Genomic DNA, 21,417 nt, shown 5'->3' on the forward strand with positions numbered 1-21,417 from the left:
CGACCTCAGACGCGGGGTGGAGCAGCCCGGTAGCTCGTCGGGCTCATAACCCGAAGGTCGTCAGTTCAAATCTGGCCCCCGCAACCATCTGAGTTCTTGCATCAACCTTGTTTCACAATGTGTTGATAAACAAGAGAATTCGAACAGGCTACTGCTCAGCCTGAACGAAAAAATACGGACGCGGGGTGGAGCAGCTCGGTAGCTCGTCGGGCTCATAACCCGAAGGTCGTCGGTTCAAATCCGGCCCCCGCAACCAACTATTTGTGNGCGGGGTGGAGCAGCTCGGTAGCTCGTCGGGCTCATAACCCGAAGGTCGTCGGTTCAAATCCGGCCCCCGCAACCAACTTCCTTTCTCTATTACGCCAATCCCCAGCTTGTCATCCAGCCGCCTTCGCGGTCTTTTTGCTTCGTGTCGCCTTCACGCTTGATATTGATTTTCAAGTGCAATCTGGCTGTGACCCCGCTTTGTTGGGTATCATCTCTGGTATCTCTTCATGGACGAGGGCCTTGCCCGATGATGCAACCATTTACTTATCTGCCGCCGCAGATTGACATTCACGACGCCAGCCTTGCTGCCGTCCTCACCAATGGCCTGGCCGCCAACCTGCTGATCTGTGCCGAAGAGCGGCGCGAGAGCTTGCTGGCCCTGCCCGAGCTTGCCGCCGTCAGCGCCCAGATCGCACTGGGGCAGAAAGCCCCCTACAGCCTGGTGCTGCACAATACCCTGCAACTGCTGGTCTTCCTGCCGGCTCGTCCCTCTCGCGATCATGCCCTCTACAAGCAGGTGCGCAGCTGGGTTGCGCCGCTGGCCGGCCTCAAGATTGAGCGCCTGGGGCTGCACCTGGAGGGGTTTGACGAGGCCGACACCACTCTCCTGGCTGAACTGGCGCTGGCCACCCTGCTGGCGGCCAACGTGCCGCTGCCAAGCCACAAGCATCGCAGCGAAGATCCCTGGCGCTATCAGCAGATTGCGCTCTCTCCCAATTGCGTGCTGGATCTGGCGCGGATCTATGCCGAGGCCGAGGGCAACGGCATCGCCCGCCATCTGGCGGTGTCGCCCGCTTCCGATCTGACCGCCCGCAGCTACCGCGAATGGGTACGTCAGCTGGCCCAGAGCGAGGGGTGGCAGTGGCATGAGTACGATCAGGCCCAGCTGGCCGAGCAGGGGGCCGGTGCCTTCATCGCGGTGGCACGCGGCTCGGAAGACAACCAGGCCGCCATGGTCAAGTTGAGCTACTGCCCACCCAATGCGGTGCGGCGAGTGGCCCTGGTGGGCAAGGGGATCTGTCACGACTCGGGCGGCTACAACCTCAAGGTCTCCGGCAGCATGTACGGCATGCATCTGGACATGGGGGGCAGTGCGGTGGCGCTGGGCACGCTTCACGCCATCAGCCGGGCCAGGCTGCCCTACGAGGTGCACTGCTGGCTCGCCATCGCCGAGAACCACATAGGCCCGCTCGCCTACCGGCCGGGGGAGGTGGTGACCGCCCTCAATGGCACCACCATTGAGGTGGTGGATACCGATGCCGAGGGACGCATGGTGCTGGCTGACACCCTCAGCATGGCGGTGCAGGACAACCCGGATCTGCTGATCGACTACGCCACCCTGACCGGGGCCTGCAAGCGGGCGCTCGGCAGCCGCTACAGTGGCGCCTTCACCAACCGGCCCCAGTGGCTGAGCGAGCTGATCAGCCTGGGTCAGCGCAGCGGTGAGCGAGTCTGGCCCTTCCCGCTGGATGAGGATTACGACGACAACCTCGATAGCGAGTGGGCCGATCTGTTACAGTGTGCGCCCGGCGCCTCGCCGGATCACATCGATGCGGCCCGCTTCCTCAGCCGCTTCGTGCCTGCCCAGACCCCCTGGCTGCACCTCGACTTGAGTGGTTTTCGCAACAAGGGCGGCAATGGCGTAGTCAGCAGCGAGGTGACCGGTTTCGGGGTCAGATTGACGCTGGAACTGCTGGCCGGCCCGCTGGGGCGGCGCAATGAACTTGATCAACCAGAACAGTAAGGGATCCCGTGAAAGAACCAAGTTATGACTGGGTGTTGTTCGATCTGGATGAAACCCTGGTCGATTTCCCGGTCGCTCAGGCGCTGGAGCAGACACTGCACATTTACGGCGTGACGCCGACTCCGCCCAAGATGGCGGAGTACCATGCCCTCAACCACCGGCTCTGGCAGCAGTACAACTCTGGCGAGATCGATGCCGTCCACCTGCAACAGACCCGTTTCTCCCTCTTTGCCGAGCAGGTGGACGTGGCGCCGATGGCGATGAATGACACCTTCCTGCGGCAGATCATCGCCTTGAGCGTGCCGCTGGAGGGGGTAGAGGAGACTCTGCAGGCGCTGAAGAGCAAGGTGAAGATGGGGATCATCACCAACGGTTTCAGCCTGCCCCAGCGCGGGCGCCTCGACAAGCTGGGCTGGCAGGCCTGGTTCGAACCGCTGGTGATCTCGGACGAGGTGCAGGTGACCAAGCCGGCGCCGGCCATCTTCCAGCACGCGCTGGCACTGATGGGACAGCCGAGTCCGGCGCGGGTGCTGATGGTGGGGGACAACCCCAAGACCGATATTGCCGGTGCCGCGGCCCAGGGGCTGGCGACCTGCTGGTACAACCCGGCCCGTCAGGATGGTCCGAGCGAGGCGACCCACGAGATCCACCACTTCGCCCACCTCTCGGCCATCGTGCTGGGCGAATAGGAACGCCATCTGCCTCTGCTGCGCAGGGGAAGTGAAAAAAACAAGGCAGCCCACGGGCTGCCTTGTTTGTATCCGGCTCTTGCTAGCGGGCGAGGCGGGCCAGCAACCAGGACTCCAGCAGTGCCACGCCGGGGGCCAGCACAGCTTCGTCGAAGTCGAACTCCGGGTGATGATGGGGCGCCGCCAGATTGGCCCCCAGGATCAGGTAGGCCGCTTGGCCACCGTTACGTTGCACCCGCTCGATAAGAAAGCCCGCATCCTCGCTGGCGCCGAAGCGGCGGGTGTGAATGGTCTCCAGCTTGAGCGCCTGGGCGAGCGGGATGATCTCCTCAAGCAGGGCCGGGCTGTTGTCGATGCCGATGGCCTCTCCCTGCTTGCGAATGAGGTAGGTGGCACCCTGCATCATGGCCGCCCCTTCCACCATCTGCTGCACCTGGCTGAACATGTAGTCGTTGAGGGCCGGTGTGGCGCCCCGGGTCTCTCCCTGCAGCAGGGCATGGCCCGGGATCACGTTGCGGCCACTGCCCGCATGGAGCTGGCCCACGTTGATGCGGGTCATGCCATCGCGATGGCGGGCGATGCCGAGCATGGCGGTGGTGGCCATGCAGGCCGCCGCCAGCGCATTGCTGCCGGCGTTGGGCTCGAGCCCCGCATGGGCGGCGCGCCCCATGAACTCCACGTCGAACTTGGTGGAGCAGAGAAATTCGGTGGGATTGACCACCAGCTCGCCGCTGTTGGCGTGAATGCCGATGTGCAGCGCCAGCAGGGCATCCACGTCATCGAGCTGGCCACCGGCGGCCAGCGCCTTGCCGCCGCGACACCCCTCTTCGGCGGGTTGGAAGAACAGTTTGATACGGCCGTTCAGTCGATCGGCGAGGGCGGCGATCCGCTTGGCCAGCACCAGCCCGATGGCGGTATGGCCATCATGGGCGCAGGCGTGCATCCAGCCGGGGTTGCGCGAGTGCCACCCCTCCTGGCTGGGGGGATGCAGCTCATCCTGGCTCTCCTCGACCTCCACCGCATCGATGTCGAAGCGAAAGGCCAGGGTCGGGCCCGGTCGGCCGCTGTCCCACAGTCCCATCACCCCCGTTATCTCTTCGATCCGGCCCAGCCAGTCCGGATGGGCGCCCTGGCGCAGGGCTCGCTCCTTCTGGGCCTGCACGTCTATGTTGCGTCCCATGATGAGGTTGCTGGCCAGCAGCTTGTCACCCAGCATGATGGAGAAACCGAGTTCATTGAGGTGGTGAGCGATGAGGGAGCTGGTACGAAATTCACACCAGGCCGCTTCGGGCAGACGATGAAGATCACGACGCCAATGGCTTAGCGCATCCTGTGTCATGGTAATTCCTGCATGGCGAATCCAGCGGATATTGTGACGGGCAGGGGGGCAAGAGTAAATCCCGCAGACACAAATGCAACAGGGGGAGCCACTGGCTCCCCCTGTTTACGCTGCCTTGGCACGACAGCTCTGTTTATATACACCGACTGGTGCTAACCACCTTGTCTGCACTCATTTTCGATGAAACGACCAAAAATGACTGAATGCGGTGAATTAACCAGCGCACTGGTGCCTGTCGTTGCCCATGCGGATCACGAAGTGGGCAACCAACCGGCTCAAAGCTGTGACAGCGACGGCAGAGAGACGGCAACCAGAGTGAAAAACACGGTGAAAACGGCAGTAACCACAAACTCTTTCATATTATTGTCTCCCTTGGCTGACTGATGATGGAACCAAGATACCACAATTGCGCAGTAAAACAATAGTAAAGTGTATTTATGTGGCCATAGTTGTCGCGTAGCGCTCGAAAGCGTCATTTTTATAAATCTAAGGCTGTTTTATCAGCTTCAAGATGGGTGTTGGGCATGCACTAGGATTTGATGTTGTTTTTATTTAATTAAATCAATGCATTATCTTTATTCTTGTTGTGTCCCACTCAGGGTCTTATATGAGGCTTTTTTTGGTTTTTTAAAATTTTGTCGGCAAAAGCAGACAGTTTTGCTGGCGATGGAGTGAGTCTGGCATGGTTTGGACTGCTGTCAGCCCCATTTTCCCTACCCCCAGCATTTCTTGTCGTGCACCGGGGATTTTTCCCTGTCGTGACGCCACCTTCTGGCGGCGGCACGCTCGCAAATTTGCAGAAATCTTGTGATTGATGACAGTCGTGCAACCATTGAACCGATCCTGTTCGACTCTTTTCACGGCATGTTGGCGGCTTGATGGGGGCTGCTGATGGCAGGTACATGGCCACTTGATGGCATGGAGGGTGAGCTGACTGCACAGCGCGATGGCCCTGGTTTCGCTGCGAGCCAATGGCAGGTGGGGAGGTTTGCTGGCTGCATCGCCCTGACCGGGCGGCCTGAAGAGGCGAGGGGAAGGCAGGGAGCCATGGGTGGGGATAACGGCAGACATGCCAGAGGGTGGAATGGGAGCGGGCGTGCCGGCAGGTAGCCCGCGCCAATAAAAAACCCTCCAGCGGAGGGTTTTTTGTCACAACAGCCTGAACAAGCGGGGCTTAGAACAGGGTGGTGGAGAGATCGTAGAGCTCCTGGTTGAAGGGACGCTTCAGGTTCTCGATGCAGTCGATGATGTCGTGGTGCACCATCTCGTTGCCTTGAATACCGACGCAGCGACCACCCTGACCGGCCAGCAGCTGTTCGACGGCGAAGGCGCCCATGCGGCTGGACATGATGCGATCGCGGGCGGTCGGGGAGCCACCGCGCTGGATGTGGCCCAGGATGGTGGCGCGAGTTTCGCGACCTGTCATGGCCTCGATGTCCTTGGCCAGGGCGTTCACGTCGGTGACATGCTCACAGATGGTGATGATGGCGTGGCGCTTGCCTTTGGCTTCCCCTTCCTTGATCTGTTGCAGCAGCTTCTCTTTGTCGAAGGCCACTTCCGGCACGATCACGTACTCGGCACCGCCGGCGACGGCGGCAGACATGGCCAGGTCGCCGCAGTGGCGGCCCATGATCTCGACCACGGAGATGCGGTGGTGGGAGCTGCAGGTGTCGCGCAGACGGTCGATGGCGTCGACGACCACGTTGAGGGCGGTGTCAAAGCCGATGGTGAAGTCGGTACCGGCGATGTCGTTGTCGATGGTGCCCGGCAGGCCGATGCAGGGGAAACCCTCTTCGGTCAGCTTCTTGGCACCCATGTAGGAGCCGTCACCGCCGATCACCACCAGGGCGTCGATGCCGTGTTTTTTCAGGTTCTCGATCGCTTCGGCGCGCACTTTCGGATCTTTGAAGGCCGGGAAACGGGCGGAGCCGAGGAAGGTACCGCCACGGTTGACCACGTCGGAGACACTGTGGCGCTCCAGCTTGACGATACGGTCCTGGTGCAGACCGAGGTAGCCATCATAGATGCCGTAGACTTCCAGGCCATGATGCAGGCCGGCGCGCACCACGGCGCGAATGGCTGCGTTCATACCCGGTGCGTCGCCACCACTGGTCAAAACACCAATACGTTTGATTTGTTTGGTCATGAGTGCCTCTGGATCTGAGTTGTCGAATACGAAAGGGTTAAATGAGACAAGCCACTTTTACTATATCGGCTTTCATATGGGATGCGCTGGCTGCCATAGGAAAAGCGATACGCAGGAGGGGGCAAGCGCCCCCTCCATGGCAGCCGATTACTTGGCCGCGCCAGCGATGATCTGGGAGAAGTCGTCCACTTTCAGGGACGCACCGCCCACCAGGCCGCCGTCGATGTCCGGCTGACCGAACAGGTCGGCAGCGGTAGCACCGGTCACGGAGCCGCCGTACAGGATCTGTACCTTGGCAGCCACGGCGGCATCAAACCCGGCCAGGTACTGGCGGATGTGAGCGTGCACGGCCTGCGCGATTTCCGGGGTAGCGGTCTTGCCGGTGCCGATGGCCCATACCGGCTCGTAAGCCACGACGGCGTTCTCGAAGGAGGCGATACCGCAACGATCGATCACGGCTTTGAGCTGGGTTTCGACCACGGAGTTGGTGGTGCCGGCTTCGAACTGGGCCAGAGTCTCACCGATGCACAGCACGGGGATCAGGCCGCCTTTCTGGATGGCTTCGTACTTGGCAGCAACCACATCGTCGGTCTCTGCGTGCAGGGTACGACGCTCGCTGTGGCCGACCAGGGAGTAGGTGCAACCGAAGGCTTTGAGCATGGACGGAGCGTTTTCGCCGGTGAAGGCGCCAGACTCGTGAACGTCGGCGTTCTGGGCACCGTAGGCAATCTTGCTGCCGGCGGTCAGCTGCTCAACCAGACCCAAAAAGATAACCGGCGGGCAGACGGCGACTTGTACAGAAGGATGAGCGGCAGCCGCCGGGGTCAGTCCTTTGATCAGTGCTTCGACGGAAGCCTTGGTGCCGTTCAGTTTCCAGTTACCCATTACCAGGTGCTGTCTCATCTTCTATATCTCCTAGGCATTTGATTGCGCGACATTATATGAATTGAACCGAGCCCAAGATAGCTGACCCGGCGGCAAATGACGTAATTTTTTTTCGCTTTCCTGATCCAAATCAGGAATGAAAGGCTCGATCGCTCAATCGGTGACCTGACCCCGCAGACGGGCCCACCATACCCCAATCCATTCGTGAATGGCAGCCTCGGAATACATCAGATAGCGCCCCTTGGGTAGGTAGCTGTAGAGGGGTTGCACCACCTGGCTCTGCTTGGCGGTGTAGTCGGTGGGAGCCGGTACGGCATTGAGTCCCTGACCCTGATAGAGCGCCATGGCCCGCGGCAGGTGGGTGGCCGAACTCACCAGCGCCACCCGCTTGCCCTGCAGGTGGCGGCTGATGCTGACCGCCTCGTCGTGGGTGTCTTTGTTGTTTTCAAACAACGTCATCCGCGAGCGAGGGATGCCGAGGCTTGCCGCCATGCGGGCGTTGACCTCGGCGTTCGAGAGGGGATCCCCCGACACATAGCCCGAGAAGATGAGCTCCGCTTGGGGATAGGCCTGGGCCAGCCGTACCCCCTCCAGGGTGCGGGCCAGGGCGATGTTGTTTTGCCAGCTGCGCTCAGGGACGGCCGGGTCGCTCACATGGCCGTTGCCGAGCACGACGATGGCCTGGATGTCCGGATGCTGGCTCACCTCGAAGGGGGGGAAGGTCTGCTCCAGAGGGCGGGCCAGCTGGTAGCTCACTGGCCGCATCCCCATCAGGGCGACGATGAGCAGGGCCAGGGTCGCCAGCAGCTTGCCGGTTTTCTGAAAACGGGTGAACCAGAGCAGCAGCAGCGCCAGCAACAGCAGGGTGACGGAGAAGGGGAGCGGCATCAGCAGCTGACCTAGCCACTTTTTAAGCACAAACACGGCAGAGAGTTCCTTGAGTTTTCAGCAAATTCGGGATGTGACAGAATACCTCTCTTTTTTGGGATGGCCACAAGCCTGTGGCGCAAAAGTTGAGTTTCTCCTTGAAGCACGATCAGAGTTTCGACGGGCGGGCCGACAAGTTCGCCCGCAACATTTATGACTCCACCAAGGGGCGCATCCGCACCACAGTGGTGTGGAGCGACATCGAAGCCTGCCTGGCCCGCCTTGGCAACCGGCCCCTGCGCATCCTGGATGCGGGCGGCGGCTTTGGCTACTTTGCCCAGAAGCTGGCGGCCATGGGCCATCAGGTGGAGCTGTGCGATCTCTCCGCCGAGATGCTGGCACTGGCCCGCAGCCAGATCGCCGAGAAGGGGCTGGAAGACAGAATTCGTCTCATCCATTGCCCCATTCAGGATCTTAAAGCACACGTGACCGGCACCTTCGATCTGGTGCTCTGTCACGCGGTGCTGGAGTGGCTCGCCGAGCCGCGCCAGACCTTGCTCGGTCTGTTCCCTTTCGTCAATGCCGGGGGCATACTGTCGCTGCTTTTCTACAACCGCCACGGCCTGCTGTTCCAGAGCCTGGTGGTGGGCAATTTCGATTATGTGCGCCTGGGTCTTCGCAAGAAACGGCAGACGGCGCTGACCCCCACCAATCCCCAGCTGCCGGAGCAGGTGTATGACTGGATTGGCCGGGGCGGGCTCAAGATAATCGGCAAGACCGGGGTGCGGGTGATCCACGATTACATGCGCCACAAGCAGGATCAGCTGGAGAAGTTCGACGATCTGCTGGCCATGGAGCAGCAATATTGCCGGCAGGAGCCGTTTATCTCCCTGGGGCGCTATATCCACGTGATGGCGCAGAAACCCGCTGGCTGAGCCCCTTTTTTCGATGCTACCGGATGTAGCCGCGCGCAAGGCTTTGCGCCCAATACAACAACGAGATGACAACGTCATGATGAGTACATCCCGTACCCTGCCAGAGATGGTGGGATGGGTCAGGCAGGAGGGGCTGGCGTTGAGCCTGCCCACCGACCGGCTGGCCTTTCTGATTGCAATCAAGACCCTGTCCGAAGATGAGTCGGACTTGTCGGAAGCGGCCCTGCACGATGCCTTCGGCTACGTCAGCAACGCCTTCGGCCAGATGGACGAGACCCTCACCGGTCGCGCCAACAACGCCATCAACGATCTCATTCGCCAGCAGCTGCTGTCGCGTTTCAACACCGACATGGTGGCGGGGGAGAGCCTCTATCGCCTGTCGCGTCTTGGCATGAGCATCGTCGACTTCTTCATGGATCAGCGCCAGGTCGACTCCATCAAGCTCTCCATCCTGCTCGAGCACCTGGCGGCCGAGCTCGACACCGCCCGCAAGGCGGCGCTCGAGACCAATACCCGCGAGCAGTGGGATGCCGAGGTGCTGCCACGGCTCACCTTCTCCCTGGAAGAGACGCTGGGACGCATCGATCTCACCCAGCGCGCCATGGATGAGCAGCAGAATCAGGTCAAAAGCGAGATCGCGGCCCTGCTGACCCAGAACTGGGTCGATGCCATCCACAGCTGCGAAAAACTGCTGCACGAGACCGGCCAGACCCTGCGCGAGCTGCAGGATACCCTGGACGCCGCCGGCCACCGTCTGCAGGCGGGCCTGCTCAACATTCAGGAAGCAGCCCAGGGGCGCGAGGATCTGTTCCACGTCGAGGAGCTGACTCACGCCCTGCAGGGGCGCCTTGACGTCATCACCAGCTGGGGCCAGCAGTGTATCGAGCTGTGGGCCCGCTACGACAGGCACGTCCACAAGTTCATCCGCAACGCCATCGACATGGACAAGAACCGCGCCTTCAGCCAGCGGCTGCGGGAATCCATCCGCAATTTCGATCAGCACAACTGGCAGCTGCGGGTGGCCGAAGAGCCCCGCCTGCTGGAGCTGCGCGACGAGACCATCGCCATCCACGACGAGGAGGTGACCGGCGAGGTGCCCCTCGAGATGGAGTACATGGAGATGGTGGACATCAACCAGGAGCTGGCCGAGCGGATCGAGCGCTATCTGGCCCGCTACCCCGAGCAGGGCCAGCAGCTGGACTTGGCCGATGTGCTGCGCGAATACCTGCTGGACTACCCGGCCCATGCCCACTTCGATGTGGCGCGTCTTCTGATCGACCAGGCCGTGCGCCTGGGCCATGCCAGCGGCGAGCACCAGCTGCATCGTCAGCCCGCATGGAAACCCATTAACCAAGCTGGATCCAAGGTTCAGGCCTATGTCATTGATCAATACTGAATTTCCCTTGCCGCAGCGGCTCGCAGAGGCGATTGCCAACCCCTTGTTTCCGCGCATCGACACTGCCTTGCGCTCCGGCCGCCACATCAGTGCCGACGAGTTCGAGCAGCACTCGGCGCTGGTGGAATACCACCAGGAGCTGGAGATCTTCTACGGCCGCTATCAGGTGGAACTCATCAAGGCGCCGGAAGGCTTCTTCTACCTGCGCCCGCGCCCGAGCGCCGACATTGGCACCACAGTCCTCTCCGAGCTCGACATGCTGGTGGGCAAGGTACTCTGCTACCTCTACCTGAGCCCGGATCGGCTCGCCTCGGAAGGAGTGTTCGCCATGGGCGAGCTGCAGGAGGAGGTGCTGAGCCTGGCCGACGAGAAGCAGCTGCTGCGGATGGTCAACAGCCGCTCCGGTGGCACCGATCTGGACAAGAAGAAACTGCTGGAGAAGATCCGTACCTCCATGCGCCGCCTGCGTCGCCTTGGCATGATCACCGCCCTTGGCAACAGCGACAAATTCCGGGTCAACGAGTCAGTGTTCCGCTTCGCCGCGGACGTGCGCTCCGATGAGGATCCGCGCGCGGTGCAGCTGCGGATGATCCAGGAGGGGGAGGCCATCTTCCACGACGACGAAATGCCGAGCAGCGACTCGCTGTTTGATGACATCGAGGCGGACCTCGATGAAGAACAACTGGATCTGGAGGTATAAAGGTGCGAGGCAAGTTCAAATCCCTGACCATGGTCAACTGGAACGGCTTCTTCGCCCGGACCTTCGATCTCGACCAGCTGGTCACCACCCTCTCCGGCGGCAACGGTGCGGGCAAGTCCACCACCATGGCGGCCTTTATCGCTGCCCTCATCCCCGACCAGTCCCTGCTTCACTTTCGCAACACCACGGAGGCAGGCTCATCCAGCGCGTCCCGTGACAAGGGGCTCTACGGCAAGCTGCAGCGCGGTCACTGCTACTCGGTGCTGGAAGTGATGAACAGCCGCGAGCAGCGGATCTGGGTCGGCGTGCACCTGGAGCAGGTGGCCAACCGTGACAACAAGGTCAACATCACCCCGTTTGCACTGGTGGATGTGCCGGAGAATCTGGCGCCCACCGATCTGCTGCTGGAGAAGCTCGACGACGGCAAGGGCCGGGTACGTGCCTTCGCCGATCTGAAAGGGGCGGCGGCCGAGCTTGGCGCCATCAAGGTCGCCAAGTTCAATACGGTGACCGACTATCACAACTTCATGTTCGAGTTCGGCATCACCCCGAAGAAGCTGCGTGATCAAAAAGATCGCGGCAAGTTCTACCGTCTGATCGAGGCCTCCCTCTACGGCGGTATCTCTTCGTCCATCAGCCGCTCCTTGCGCGAATACCTGCTGCCGGAAAACTCCGGGGTGCGCAAGGCGTTCCAGGACATGGAGGCGGCCATCTACGAGAACCGCCGCACCCTTGAGGCTATTAAAGAGACTCAGGGCCAGCGGGATCTGTTCAAGAACCTCATTACCGAGACCACCCACTATGTGGCGGCGGATTATGTGCGCAACGCCGCCGAGAAGAACCGTCTCTCCGAGCTGGCCCTCAAGGCCCGCCAGGAGCTGGCAGGCAAGCGTCGCCTGCTGGCCGAAGAGAAGCAGCGTGCCATCTATCTGGCCGACGAGGTGGAGCAGCTCACCAACCGCGAGAAGCTGCTGACCGACGAGCTGGAGTCAGCCGCCGAGCACCTGGCCAAGGTGCTGGCTGCCGTGGCACTGCAAAAGAAGATCGAGATGTATCGCGCCGATCTGGCGGATCTCTCTGACAAACTCGAACAGCAACAGGCGGTGGTGGAGGAGATCCACGGCCAGTTGCTGGAGGTGGAAGAGCGCAAGGAGCTGGCCCAGGCAGAAGTAGACAGCCTCAAGACCCAGCTGGCCGACTACCAGCAGGCGCTGGATATCCAGCAGACCCGCGCCATCCAGTACCGTCAGGCGGTGCAGGCCCTGGAAAACGCCCGCGAGCAGTGCGAGCTGCCGGGGCTGACCGCCGAACAGGCGAGCGACACCCTGCACCAGTTCCGCGCCGCCGAGCAGAGCCTCACCAGCCGGGTGCTGGGGGCCGAGCAGCAGCTGGCGCTGGCCAAGGCGGCGGTGGCCGAGCACGAAGCTGCGCTGGCGCTGCTTTTGAGCATCGCCCCCGAGACAGTGCGCGAGGCCGCCTGGCCCACCGCACAGGCGCTGCTCAAGCGTCACATCGAAGACAAGGCTCGCATCGCCCAGGGGCAGGGGCTGCGCGCCGCGCTGGCTCGCCTCGAGAAAGAGAGCGAAAGCCAGAAGAGTCTCTTCAAGCTGCGTGACGAGCTGCAGCAGGCCTCTGGCCAGCTGATTGCCAGCAGCGATGAGCTGGAGATCTTCCTCGAAGCCCAGCGCACCCGTCAGGAGGAGCTGGCCGAGCAACAGGCCGAGGTCAATCAGCGCCGTGCCAGCCTCGAGCATCAGGGCACTCAGCTTGGCCGCGATATCGCGGAGCTCACCAAGCTGGCCCCGCGCTGGCTGAAATCCTTAGAAAAACTTGAGCAGCTGCGCGAGCAGAGTGGGCTGGCGCTCGCCACCGCCGAAGAACTTTCTTCCGGCATGCAGAGCGTGCTCGACAAGGAGCGCGAGTTCGAGCAGGAGAGCAACCGCATCGCGGCGCAGAAACAGGCGCTGGAGCTGCAAATTCGCAACCTGCAGCTGGGGGCCGGTGAGGCGGATCCCCGTCTTGCCCGCATCGCCGAACAGGTGGGGGGCGTGCTGCTCTCCGATGTCTACGACGACATCTCCATCGACGATGCCCCTTACTACTCCGCACTCTATGGCCCGGCTCGCAGCGCCCTGGTGGTGCTCGATCTCGAAGGCGCCATCGAGCGGCTGAAAAAGCTGGAAGATTGCCCGGAGGATATCTACCTCATCCAGGGCAACCCCGACTCCTTTGACGAGGATCTGGTGGAGGCCGACGAGCTGGGTGACGCCGTGCTGGTGCGCACCAGCAAGCGTCAGGTGCGTTTCTCCCGCTACCCCGAGCTGCCGCTGTTTGGCCGCGCCGCCCGGGAAAAGCGGATCGAACAACTCGACCTTGAGCGCGAAGAGCTGATCGAGGGTTACGCCAAGGCCGCCTTCGAGCAGCAGAAGTACCACCGCCTCTACGGTCACTTCCGCGACTTTATCGGCCAGCATCTGGATATCGCCTTCCGCCCCGACCCGGAAGCGGAAGTGCAGGCCAAACAGGCCGAGCAGCGCAAGCTGCAAGAGACCATCGCCGAATGCAACAAGCAGCTGACCGAGGCCAAAGCGGCCGCCGCCCAGCTGACCCGCCATATCCAGCTGGTGCAGGGGATGCTGCCCTTTGCCCACCTGTTTGCCGAGACAGAGCTGGCTGCCCGCCTCGAGGCGGCTCACGCCGATGTGGAAGCGTTGAAACAGGCCGAAGCCTTTATCGCCAAGCACGGCAAGTCGCTCGAGAAGCTGGAAACCATGGTGCAGGTGCTGCGTCAGGATCCGCAGGATCTCTCTGCCCTACAGGCGGCGTTTGACGAGGCCAACGAATTGCTGGCCGAGCAGAAGCGCCGTTGCTACGCCCTCGATCAGCTGGTGGCCCGCCTGCCGCACTTTGCCTATCAGGATGCACAAGACCTGCTGGGCAAGGCCTCCGAGATGAGCGAGCGACTCAAAGAGAAGCTCAAGGCGGCCGAGCTTGCCGCCCGCACCGCTGGCGAGCAGCACAAGCAGATTGCCCAGCGTCACACCGAGGCGTTGCAGCTGCGCACCGCGCTCAACTCCAGCGTCGAGGCCAAGCGCCAGACCCTGACCGAGTTCGAGCAGGAGCTGGCGGCCATGGGGCTGACCCTCTCTGACGACATGGAAGAGAAGGCGCGCGCCCACAAGAAAGAGATCGAAGAGCTGCTGATCCGTACCCGCTCCCGTCGCACCAGCGCCGAGGCCCAGCTGCAGGTGACCAAGCGCGAGATCGAATCCCTTGGCGGCCGTCTCAAGCTGGAGGGCAAGGATTACTACGGCGCTCGCAAATCCCTGGTGGGTCACAAGGCGAGCTGGTCGCGGGTGGTGCGGCTGGCGCGGGAGACCGACGTCGAGAAGCGCCTCAACAAGCGCGAGCTGGCCTACCTTGACAGCGATGAGCTGCGCTCCATGTCAGACAAGGCCCTCGGCGCCCTGCGGGTGGCGGTGGCCCATGACGAGGCCCTGCGCGATGCGCTGCGACTGTCGGAAGGCAACCGCAGCACCGAGCAGAAGGTGGCCTTCTACGTGCAGGTCTACCGTTACCTGAAAGATCGCATCCGCAACGACATCATCCGCTCCGATGATCCGGTGGAGGCCATCGAGGAGATGGAGATCGAGCTGGCCCGTCTGGCCGACGAGCTCAAGCAGCGGGAAACCCATCTGTCGCTCTCCTCCCACGAGGTGGCGGCCAAGATCACCAACATCATCCGCCGCGAGCAGAACCGCATCCGGGTGCTCAACCAGGGCTTGCAGAACATTGCCTTCGGTCTGGTGCGCGGGGTGCGCCTCAACGTCAATATCCGCGAGGCCCACACCCGTCTGCTGACCGCGCTGGCCGATCAAACCGCCATGCACAACGATCTGTTCGCCGACAAGGAGCTCAGCTTCTCCGAGGCGATGGCCAAGCTGTTCCAGCGCCTCAACCCGCAAGTGGAGCAGGGGGATCGCAGCTATCAGGTGATGGGCGACGTGCTGCTCGACTATCGCAACTATCTGGAGCTGGAGATCGAGGTGCAGCGCGGCGCCGATGGCTGGCTGCGGGCCGAGAGCGGCGCGCTCTCCACCGGCGAGGCGATCGGTACCGGTCAGGCCATCCTGTTGATGGTGCTGATCAGCTGGGAGGAGGAGTCCCGCCGTCTGCGCGGCAAGGACATCGCCCCCTGCCGCCTGCTGTTCCTCGACGAAGCGGCGCGGCTTGATGGCAAATCCATCGCCACCCTGTTCGAGCTGTGCGAGCGGCAGGACATGCAGCTGCTTATCGCCGCGCCCGAGAACATCAGCCCCGAGAAGGGCACCACCTACAAGCTCATCCGCAAGGTGCAGGGCAAGCACGAACACGTGCATGTGGTGGGTCTGCGCGGCTTTGGCTTCGCCGACGACAAGCTCATCGCCTGACAGAGGCTGACGGACGAGGTATGAAAACGGGAGGCTTGGCCTCCCGTTTTGTTTGGAAACTATGGCAAAGTAGCGGCGCGGCCATGGCAGGCCGGCACCACGCCGGTTTGCTCACGCCCACTACCGCTTCATTGGCACGACAACCCCGCAGGGGAGCAAGGACAAGGCACATGGTTGAAAAGGGGCAATTTTTGCGAAAGGGGCTGCTGCTGTCGCTCACCGTGCTGCTGGCCGCCTGCAGCAGTCGCTATGACGAGAGCCATGGCGGCAGCTGGCGCGGCTATAGCGAGACGGGACTCGCCTCCTACTACGCCGATCGCTACCACAACAAGCGCACCGCCAGCGGCGAGCCTTATCAGCGCCACGCCAACACCGCCGCCCACATGGAGTTGCCCTTCGGCGCCATGGTGCGGGTCACCAACCTCGCCAACGGCAAGAGCGTGGTGGTCAGGGTCAACGACAGGGGCAATTTCCCGCGCGGGCGCATCATCGATCTCTCCAAGGCGGCCTTCAGCGCCATCGGCAATCCCCGATCCGGGCTTATCAAGGTCAGGATTGAGGTGCTCTAGTCACCGGGTCTGCATGTACTGGTACCCCTCCATACCCGGGCCGCTGGAAGAGGGCGCTTCCCAGTGATCGCGGGCCATCTTCTTCATTCCATTGGTGATGTTGCCAACACGACTTCCCATTTTCCGGTGTGCCATTAAGATAGCCAAACGAAAATCAGGGAGTTTTTGCCATCTGGCGGCAATCGGTCAGGCGGGTATCGGGCAGTAGCAGGGGAGGTTGAATGCATATGGAACACCCCTTGCCGTGGGTGGAGGCGATCATGTCTCCCTTCAAAGGGGTGACAGGGGAGGATTTCACCGGCGTTTGCTGCAACCGGGCATGGCATGGTGTGTGAGACCCCCCTTCAACCCCCTGCCCATGTTTCTCCGCTAAGGAGCAGGCTATAAAGAGAGACGTCATTCACAGGGAGGATCAGAACATGACTGACAAGCGCGCCATTCAGGCAGCGGCCATCCCCGAGCACAAGGCAAAGTCCCTTTATCCGGAGCCCTTTGCCTCCTTGGTCAAGCACCGCACCCGGCGCAGGCTGGGGGATCATTTCGGCCTCGCCAATTTCGGGGTCAATCTGACGACCCTGGCACCGGGGGCCATCTCGGCGCTCAAGCACCATCACGGCCTGCAGGACGAGTTCGTCTATGTGCTCTCGGGCAATCCCACCCTGCGCCACGGGGAGGAGGAGTACCGGATGTCGCCGGGGGAGTGCATCGGCTTCAAGGGCGGCAGCGGCCTGGCCCACCAGTTGCTCAACCACGGTGAAGTGGACGCCGTCTATCTCGAGGTGGGGGACAGGCTGCCAGGGGACACAGTCGACTATCCCGATGACGATCTGGCCCTGGTACAGGGTGCCGATGGCGCTTGGTCAGCCAGACACAAGGATGGCCGCCCCTACTAGGGGCGCCTCTTCGCGCAATGAGAGAGACTTCCATGGTGTTCAGCCCCTTTTCTGCTGTCAGGGCAGAGGATTTTCTGCCGCTGCTCAACGACGAGACGCTGCGAAAGCACCTGATCCCTCACCCGCTTTTCGATGTGGCCGGGGTGTGCGACTGGATGGCGTACAAGCTGGGAGTCGACGCCCGGCCAGGCTGCCGCGTGCGTGCCATCTTCCTCGACGGCACCCTGGTGGGGTGGTGCGGCATCCAGCCCGATGACGAGGGGGTGGAGCTTGCCATTGTGCTCGCCAGGGCCGGCTGGGGAAGCGGCGTGGCGATTTTCAACGAGATGATGGGGTGGGCGAGGGAGCTTGGCCATCGGACGATCCTCTTTCACCTGCTGGATACCCGCCCGCCTTACCGCTCCCTCGCCAGACGGGCCATCTGGGTGAGGAAAACACGCCAGGGCGAACACCCTTTCACCACCTATTGCCTTGATGTTGAATCCTGGTCTGCAGACCCTTAGCCCTTAGCTAGGGGGTTGCAAGCCGTGCCGCCTCCTGGCGGGTAACGTTGACACCCTTTGCGCAATGATCCCTCCCGCTCGTTTGTTCCTCTGTGCACGGCGTGGTGAACACTGTGTTCATTCTGCCCCCCTATATGGCCCCCACCGTCCTGCCTACACTGGGCAACTTCTGATGGGGGTGCATCCGGCACTATAAATAGCTGTCCAGGCTGCACTCTCTAGTGTGTTGACGATGTAAAACGGAGAAGGATGGATGAAAAAAGAGACAGACAAACTGGTGTCTATCGCCGTGCTGAAGGCTCGCACCGGCATGAGAGAGCAACTGCGCCGCGAGCTGCTCAAGCTCATTGCGCCGACGCGGCGCGAGCTGGGCAACCTGGATTACGTGTTGTTTGAATTGCAGGAGGAGCCGGGCACCTTCTATATGCGCGAAGCGTTCGTCGATCAGGCCGCGCTGGATAGTCACTGCCAGACGGACTATTTCCAGGCCTTTGCCGTCCAGGCCGAGGTTCTGCTGGCAGAGCCGCTGCGGCTGATTTTTATGGAGGAGGTGAGCCTCCCTTAAACCCATCGGGCCCAAGGTTGGCCCGATTTCTTCCCATGCCCGGTGCCGCACCGGACGCTATCCCCCGTCATCTTCCCCTTGATTTGTTTTCCTGCATCCTCCGACGAGGGACGTCTCATCACACTTATGCCACCTGTTTGTACCTGCAACCTTTTCATCTCCAGATTGTTTAGTAAGATACCCAAATGAAAATCAATATTGGGGCCAACCCCCGCAGCATCGTCACCATCGCGGGGGCTGTGATGGGGGCATTGGTCGTCATGGCGCCGAACAGATCAGAGGGATGAAATGGAGATAACACTGGCAGGGATCCCGCCAAGTGAGTGTGAACAGCGCTTTGCGGCCGTCAAAGAGGGGATCTTTCCCTATGTCGAGGCTGTGTTTGGCTGGGATGACGAGATGCAGCGTGAGCGGTTGACCAGCGAATATGAGCCGCACTGGTTTTCGTGGATCCTGGTAGAGGGCGAGCGAGTCGGCCTGCTCTGCTGCAAGCCATACGAGGATGCGCTGCACGTCCATCTGCTGATCATCTTCCCTCGCCATCAGGGCCGGCAGCTTGGTTCTGCCGTCATGGCGCAGCTGCAACGGGAAGCGGCATGTGAGGGGAGACTCCGGGTGACCCTGTCGAGTTTTACCGCCAATCAGGGGGCGCTGCGGTTTTATCGGCGCCTCGGTTATCAGGTGGTGGCGGAGGAGCCGGCGTTCGTCTCCTTGTCCCGACCGGTGACGAGGGAAGAGTCATGGGGTGCCCATGGTTGAGGGAGCGTATTGATGGCAAGGCTGGATATTTTAACGGTTCCCGACCCCAGGTTGAGAGTCAAGGCCGAGCGGGTTGAGGATATTGCGGCCGTGCAAGGCCTGATCGATGACATGCTGGAGACCCTCTATGCCACCGACAATGGTATTGGTCTCGCCGCCACGCAAGTGGGGCGCAAGGAGGCCATCGTCATCATCGACCTGTCAAAGAACAGGGATCAGCCGCTGGTATTGATCAATCCGCAAGTGATAAGCGGCACTGACCCAGCGCTTGGGCAAGAGGGGTGTCTGTCCGTTCCCGATTATTACGCCGACGTCGAACGTTACAGCACAGTGGTGGTGTCGGCAGTGGATCGTCATGGCGCCCCGATCACGGTAAAGAGCAGCGATTTCCTGGCCATCGTGATGCAGCATGAGATCGATCACCTGCTGGGAAATCTGTTTATCGATTATCTCTCGCCGCTCAAGCGCACTATGGCGTTGAAGAAGGTAAAAAAGCACCTCAAGGCGACATGACGCGATATTTCATGCGGCACGTTACATAACCATTTGATTATCTGCACAGGATGACGGGGTAACCATGTACAAGGTTGGTATTGTTTTATTTGATGATTTCACCGATGTGGATTTTTTCTTGATGTATGACCTGCTTGGGAGAAGCAAAGAGAGCTGGTCGGTGAAAATACTGGGAACCAAACCGGAGCATGGCTCTGCACTGGGTATCAACGTAAAGACGGATGGACATGTGACGGAAGCCCGTGATCAGGATGTGGTGCTGATCACCAGCGGGCAGCGTGGCATCCCTACCGCGCTGCAGGACCATGAGTTCATGTCCGCGTTGCGACTGGAGCCGCAGCGGCAGCTGATTGGCTCAATATGCGCAGGTTCATTCATATTGCATGAACTGGGTTTGCTGAAGGGAAAGAAATTGACAACCAACCCTGCAGCCAAAGCCCGGTTGCTGGAGATGGGGGGAGATGTGCAAGACTCTCCCCTGGTAGTGCAAGGAAATATTGCAACGGCAGGCGGCTGCCTCTCCTTGGTTTATTTGATTGGCTGGGTGGCCGAACGATGTTTTGGTCCGGAGAAGCGCAGGTTGATCCAGTCTCAACTTATTCCTGCCGGACAAATGGAAATCTTCGAAGAACTGATATCTTCCACCATCAGAGATGCTGAGAGTGCATTTGACTGATGTCATCCAATGCTCCTGAGCTCGGTTCAGACCATGACAAGCAAGCGCTATGACAAGGATGGTGAATGAACCTTGCGTTCAACAGGATCAATCTGGCCCGAGACTACGATTTTTGTGTGGCAGCGCGCCGGGACGCCTATGTGTGCAGCTTCCATCGCGACGACGGATTTGACGCGTTTCTGGCGGGCTATCGGGAGCGGATGACGACGAGGCTGACCAGCCGGGAGTGGCATTATCTGCATGTATGGCGCGGTGGCGAAATAGTAGGGCAGCTGGAATTTCGGACCTCTTCACCCGAGCCGGATAGCGGCTATGTTCACCTGATCTATTTGACGCCGCAGGCGCGCGGACAGGGCCTGGCCGCATTGCTGCTCCAGCACGTTGCCCACACAATGCAGCAGGCCGGTTGCCGGCGGGCAGTGCTGTCAGTCAGTCGCCTCAACTTGCGTGCGCTGCGTTTCTATCGACGCTGTGGGTGGCACTATCTTGGGCCAAACCCCAAGCATGCCGAGACAGATTTTTATGAATACCGGTTGCCGGACCCGGCTTGAAACTGGGCAAGCGACCTGAGCCGAAGACGGTGGGAGCGCATCCGCGCCCTGAATGACGATATGACAGGGCAGGCTGCAAGCCACGGAAGGAGATGGAATGAACAAGGTGCAGTGGGCTGTTGGTGGGAAAGGCAAAGCGCCGGGAAAAATGGCGCCTCGCAGGGGGAGTCTGGTGCTGGTGTCGCTGCTGGGTTGGCTGCTGGCTATGATGCCGGCCCACGCCGAGGAGCCGCTGCTCGCCGCCGAGTATCAGCCCTTGGTACAAAAGATGATCGATGCCGCCAAGGCGCGTGATCAGCAGGCGCTGGCCCGCCAGATCAAGTACCCCTTCAAGCGAGAGTATCCCATCCCCGCGATCAAGAGCCCGGCCGAGATGGTGGCCCGTTTCGACGAGGTGTTTGATGACGCCATTTTAAACAGCATCGCCAGCTCCCGGGCCGGGCAGGATTGGCAGGCCATGGGCTGGCGCGGCATCATGCTGGGCAGTGGCGAGGTGTGGCTGGATTTCGATGGCAAGGTGATCGGTATCAATCATCAGACGGCGCAGGCAGCAAAACGCAAGGCCGAGCTTGTCGCCAAACAGAAAAGTGATCTTTATCCCAGCTTGCGGGAGTACAAGCGCCCCGAGCTGATGTGGCAGACCGAGAAATTTACCATTCGCATCGACGAGTTGGGGGATGGCCGCTATCGCTACGCCTCCTGGGCCAAGGGCAAGGCACTCAGCGACAAGCCGGATCTGGTGCTGAAAAATGGCACCGTCAGGGTGGAGGGCACAGGAGGCAACCACACCTTTCAATTCACCAGCGGCCCTTACCGCTACGAGTGCGCCGTGACCGTTTTGGGTGAGCAGGGCATGCCGCCGGGCGAGTTGGTGGTCTATCAGAACGAGGTCGCCATCATGCACCAGCCGGTGATCAAGGTGCTCTGAGACTCCGAGCGTTCAACGCGCAGCCCGGCGTTGTGCGGTGGTCATCTGCAACGGGCTGACGG

The 21,417-nt window shown here is 61.2% G+C and carries 19 protein-coding genes and 3 tRNA genes; 18 read left to right on the plus strand and 4 right to left on the minus strand.

Going from position 1 to position 21,417, the window contains the following annotated elements; translation table 11 throughout:
• Nucleotides 1–10: 10 nt before the first annotated feature.
• The 5 genes from PG897_RS03540 (at nucleotide 11) to yjjG (ending at nucleotide 2,700) form a co-directional block, all read left to right on the plus strand.
• Nucleotides 11–87 (plus strand) — tRNA-Met (locus PG897_RS03540).
• Between the two features lie 92 nt (nucleotides 88–179).
• Nucleotides 180–256 (plus strand) — tRNA-Met (locus tag PG897_RS03545).
• A gap of 11 nt (nucleotides 257–267) precedes the next feature.
• Nucleotides 268–343 (plus strand) — tRNA-Met (locus tag PG897_RS03550).
• A 171-nt stretch (nucleotides 344–514) separates the two neighbouring features.
• A complete protein-coding gene (locus tag PG897_RS03555; RefSeq protein WP_017787987.1) occupies nucleotides 515–2,011 on the plus strand; it encodes a M17 family metallopeptidase in 1,497 nt (498 codons plus the stop codon).
• 8 nt (nucleotides 2,012–2,019) lie between these two features.
• Nucleotides 2,020–2,700, plus strand: a complete 681-nt coding sequence (yjjG, locus tag PG897_RS03560; protein WP_270828737.1) for a pyrimidine 5'-nucleotidase — start codon at nucleotides 2,020–2,022, stop codon at nucleotides 2,698–2,700.
• A gap of 82 nt (nucleotides 2,701–2,782) precedes the next feature.
• Here yjjG and PG897_RS03565 read toward each other — a convergent pair whose 3' ends face one another.
• The 4 genes from PG897_RS03565 to elyC all read right to left on the minus strand — a co-directional run bounded on the left by PG897_RS03565 (nucleotide 2,783) and on the right by elyC (nucleotide 7,994).
• Nucleotides 2,783–4,039 carry a M20 family metallo-hydrolase gene (locus tag PG897_RS03565; RefSeq protein ID WP_270828738.1) on the minus strand — a complete coding sequence of 419 codons (1,257 nt, stop codon included), beginning with the start codon at nucleotides 4,037–4,039 and terminating at the stop codon, nucleotides 2,783–2,785.
• A gap of 1,174 nt (nucleotides 4,040–5,213) precedes the next feature.
• On the minus strand, nucleotides 5,214–6,185 hold the full coding sequence (pfkA, locus tag PG897_RS03570) for a 6-phosphofructokinase (RefSeq protein ID WP_005300508.1): 972 nt from the start codon (nucleotides 6,183–6,185) through the stop codon (nucleotides 5,214–5,216).
• A gap of 147 nt (nucleotides 6,186–6,332) precedes the next feature.
• The gene (tpiA, locus tag PG897_RS03575) at nucleotides 6,333–7,088 is read right to left on the minus strand and encodes a triose-phosphate isomerase (protein ID WP_011706224.1); all 756 of its coding nucleotides are present in this window, start codon (nucleotides 7,086–7,088) and stop codon (nucleotides 6,333–6,335) included.
• 135 nt (nucleotides 7,089–7,223) lie between these two features.
• On the minus strand, nucleotides 7,224–7,994 hold the full coding sequence (gene elyC / locus PG897_RS03580) for an envelope biogenesis factor ElyC (protein WP_005300514.1): 771 nt from the start codon (nucleotides 7,992–7,994) through the stop codon (nucleotides 7,224–7,226).
• 101 nt (nucleotides 7,995–8,095) lie between these two features.
• Between elyC and cmoM the strand changes: the two genes are divergently transcribed.
• The 13 genes from cmoM (at nucleotide 8,096) to PG897_RS03645 (ending at nucleotide 21,355) form a co-directional block, all read left to right on the plus strand.
• On the plus strand, nucleotides 8,096–8,872 hold the full coding sequence (gene cmoM / locus PG897_RS03585) for a tRNA uridine 5-oxyacetic acid(34) methyltransferase CmoM (RefSeq protein ID WP_010634083.1): 777 nt from the start codon (nucleotides 8,096–8,098) through the stop codon (nucleotides 8,870–8,872).
• 76 nt (nucleotides 8,873–8,948) lie between these two features.
• Entirely contained in the window at nucleotides 8,949–10,268 is a 1,320-nt protein-coding gene (mukF, locus tag PG897_RS03590) for a chromosome partition protein MukF (protein WP_005300519.1), read from the plus strand.
• Nucleotides 10,249–10,968, plus strand: a complete 720-nt coding sequence (mukE, locus tag PG897_RS03595) for a chromosome partition protein MukE (protein ID WP_024942514.1) — start codon at nucleotides 10,249–10,251, stop codon at nucleotides 10,966–10,968. Before mukF ends, mukE begins: the two co-directional genes overlap by 20 nt.
• 2 nt (nucleotides 10,969–10,970) lie before the next feature.
• Nucleotides 10,971–15,398 carry a chromosome partition protein MukB gene (gene mukB / locus PG897_RS03600; RefSeq protein WP_024942515.1) on the plus strand — a complete coding sequence of 1,476 codons (4,428 nt, stop codon included), beginning with the start codon at nucleotides 10,971–10,973 and terminating at the stop codon, nucleotides 15,396–15,398.
• 170 nt (nucleotides 15,399–15,568) lie between these two features.
• A complete protein-coding gene (locus tag PG897_RS03605) occupies nucleotides 15,569–15,967 on the plus strand; it encodes a septal ring lytic transglycosylase RlpA family protein (RefSeq protein WP_017764581.1) in 399 nt (132 codons plus the stop codon).
• A gap of 419 nt (nucleotides 15,968–16,386) precedes the next feature.
• Nucleotides 16,387–16,860, plus strand: coding sequence for a cupin domain-containing protein (locus tag PG897_RS03610; RefSeq protein WP_017780162.1), 474 nt, complete (start codon nucleotides 16,387–16,389; stop codon nucleotides 16,858–16,860).
• Between the two features lie 17 nt (nucleotides 16,861–16,877).
• Nucleotides 16,878–17,363 (plus strand): GNAT family N-acetyltransferase, encoded by a 486-nt coding sequence (locus PG897_RS03615; protein WP_017782927.1) that lies wholly within the window; start codon nucleotides 16,878–16,880, stop codon nucleotides 17,361–17,363.
• Nucleotides 17,364–17,616: 253 nt separating this feature from the next.
• The gene (locus PG897_RS03620) at nucleotides 17,617–17,928 is read left to right on the plus strand and encodes a putative quinol monooxygenase (protein WP_201880878.1); all 312 of its coding nucleotides are present in this window, start codon (nucleotides 17,617–17,619) and stop codon (nucleotides 17,926–17,928) included.
• Between the two features lie 288 nt (nucleotides 17,929–18,216).
• Complete coding sequence (locus PG897_RS03625; protein WP_017788000.1) at nucleotides 18,217–18,687, plus strand: GNAT family N-acetyltransferase; 471 nt, start codon at nucleotides 18,217–18,219, stop codon at nucleotides 18,685–18,687.
• Between the two features lie 12 nt (nucleotides 18,688–18,699).
• Nucleotides 18,700–19,200 carry a peptide deformylase gene (gene def, locus PG897_RS03630; RefSeq protein ID WP_024942521.1) on the plus strand — a complete coding sequence of 167 codons (501 nt, stop codon included), beginning with the start codon at nucleotides 18,700–18,702 and terminating at the stop codon, nucleotides 19,198–19,200.
• A 64-nt stretch (nucleotides 19,201–19,264) separates the two neighbouring features.
• Entirely contained in the window at nucleotides 19,265–19,876 is a 612-nt protein-coding gene (locus PG897_RS03635; protein ID WP_024942522.1) for a DJ-1/PfpI family protein, read from the plus strand.
• Nucleotides 19,877–19,941: 65 nt separating this feature from the next.
• Entirely contained in the window at nucleotides 19,942–20,427 is a 486-nt protein-coding gene (locus tag PG897_RS03640) for a GNAT family N-acetyltransferase (RefSeq protein WP_024942523.1), read from the plus strand.
• Nucleotides 20,428–20,524: 97 nt separating this feature from the next.
• Nucleotides 20,525–21,355 carry a hypothetical protein gene (locus tag PG897_RS03645; protein ID WP_024942524.1) on the plus strand — a complete coding sequence of 277 codons (831 nt, stop codon included), beginning with the start codon at nucleotides 20,525–20,527 and terminating at the stop codon, nucleotides 21,353–21,355.
• Nucleotides 21,356–21,417: the final 62 nt, after the last annotated feature.

It is taken from the genome of Aeromonas sp. QDB20 (assembly GCF_027707805.1).
Lineage (GTDB): Bacteria > Pseudomonadota > Gammaproteobacteria > Enterobacterales > Aeromonadaceae > Aeromonas > Aeromonas dhakensis.

Coding starts and splice junctions, on each gene's coding strand:
- PG897_RS03555 (WP_017787987.1), top strand. CDS start 515: ATGATGCAACCATTTACTTATCTGCCGCCGCAGATTGACATTCACGAC.
- PG897_RS03565 (WP_270828738.1), bottom strand. CDS start 4,039: ATGACACAGGATGCGCTAAGCCATTGGCGTCGTGATCTTCATCGTCTG.
- pfkA (WP_005300508.1), bottom strand. CDS start 6,185: ATGACCAAACAAATCAAACGTATTGGTGTTTTGACCAGTGGTGGCGAC.
- tpiA (WP_011706224.1), bottom strand. CDS start 7,088: ATGAGACAGCACCTGGTAATGGGTAACTGGAAACTGAACGGCACCAAG.
- mukF (WP_005300519.1), top strand. CDS start 8,949: ATGATGAGTACATCCCGTACCCTGCCAGAGATGGTGGGATGGGTCAGG.
- mukE (WP_024942514.1), top strand. CDS start 10,249: ATGTCATTGATCAATACTGAATTTCCCTTGCCGCAGCGGCTCGCAGAG.
- PG897_RS03605 (WP_017764581.1), top strand. CDS start 15,569: ATGGTTGAAAAGGGGCAATTTTTGCGAAAGGGGCTGCTGCTGTCGCTC.
- PG897_RS03610 (WP_017780162.1), top strand. CDS start 16,387: ATGACTGACAAGCGCGCCATTCAGGCAGCGGCCATCCCCGAGCACAAG.
- PG897_RS03615 (WP_017782927.1), top strand. CDS start 16,878: ATGAGAGAGACTTCCATGGTGTTCAGCCCCTTTTCTGCTGTCAGGGCA.
- PG897_RS03620 (WP_201880878.1), top strand. CDS start 17,617: ATGAAAAAAGAGACAGACAAACTGGTGTCTATCGCCGTGCTGAAGGCT.
- PG897_RS03625 (WP_017788000.1), top strand. CDS start 18,217: ATGGAGATAACACTGGCAGGGATCCCGCCAAGTGAGTGTGAACAGCGC.
- def (WP_024942521.1), top strand. CDS start 18,700: ATGGCAAGGCTGGATATTTTAACGGTTCCCGACCCCAGGTTGAGAGTC.
- PG897_RS03635 (WP_024942522.1), top strand. CDS start 19,265: ATGTACAAGGTTGGTATTGTTTTATTTGATGATTTCACCGATGTGGAT.
- PG897_RS03640 (WP_024942523.1), top strand. CDS start 19,942: ATGAACCTTGCGTTCAACAGGATCAATCTGGCCCGAGACTACGATTTT.
- PG897_RS03645 (WP_024942524.1), top strand. CDS start 20,525: ATGAACAAGGTGCAGTGGGCTGTTGGTGGGAAAGGCAAAGCGCCGGGA.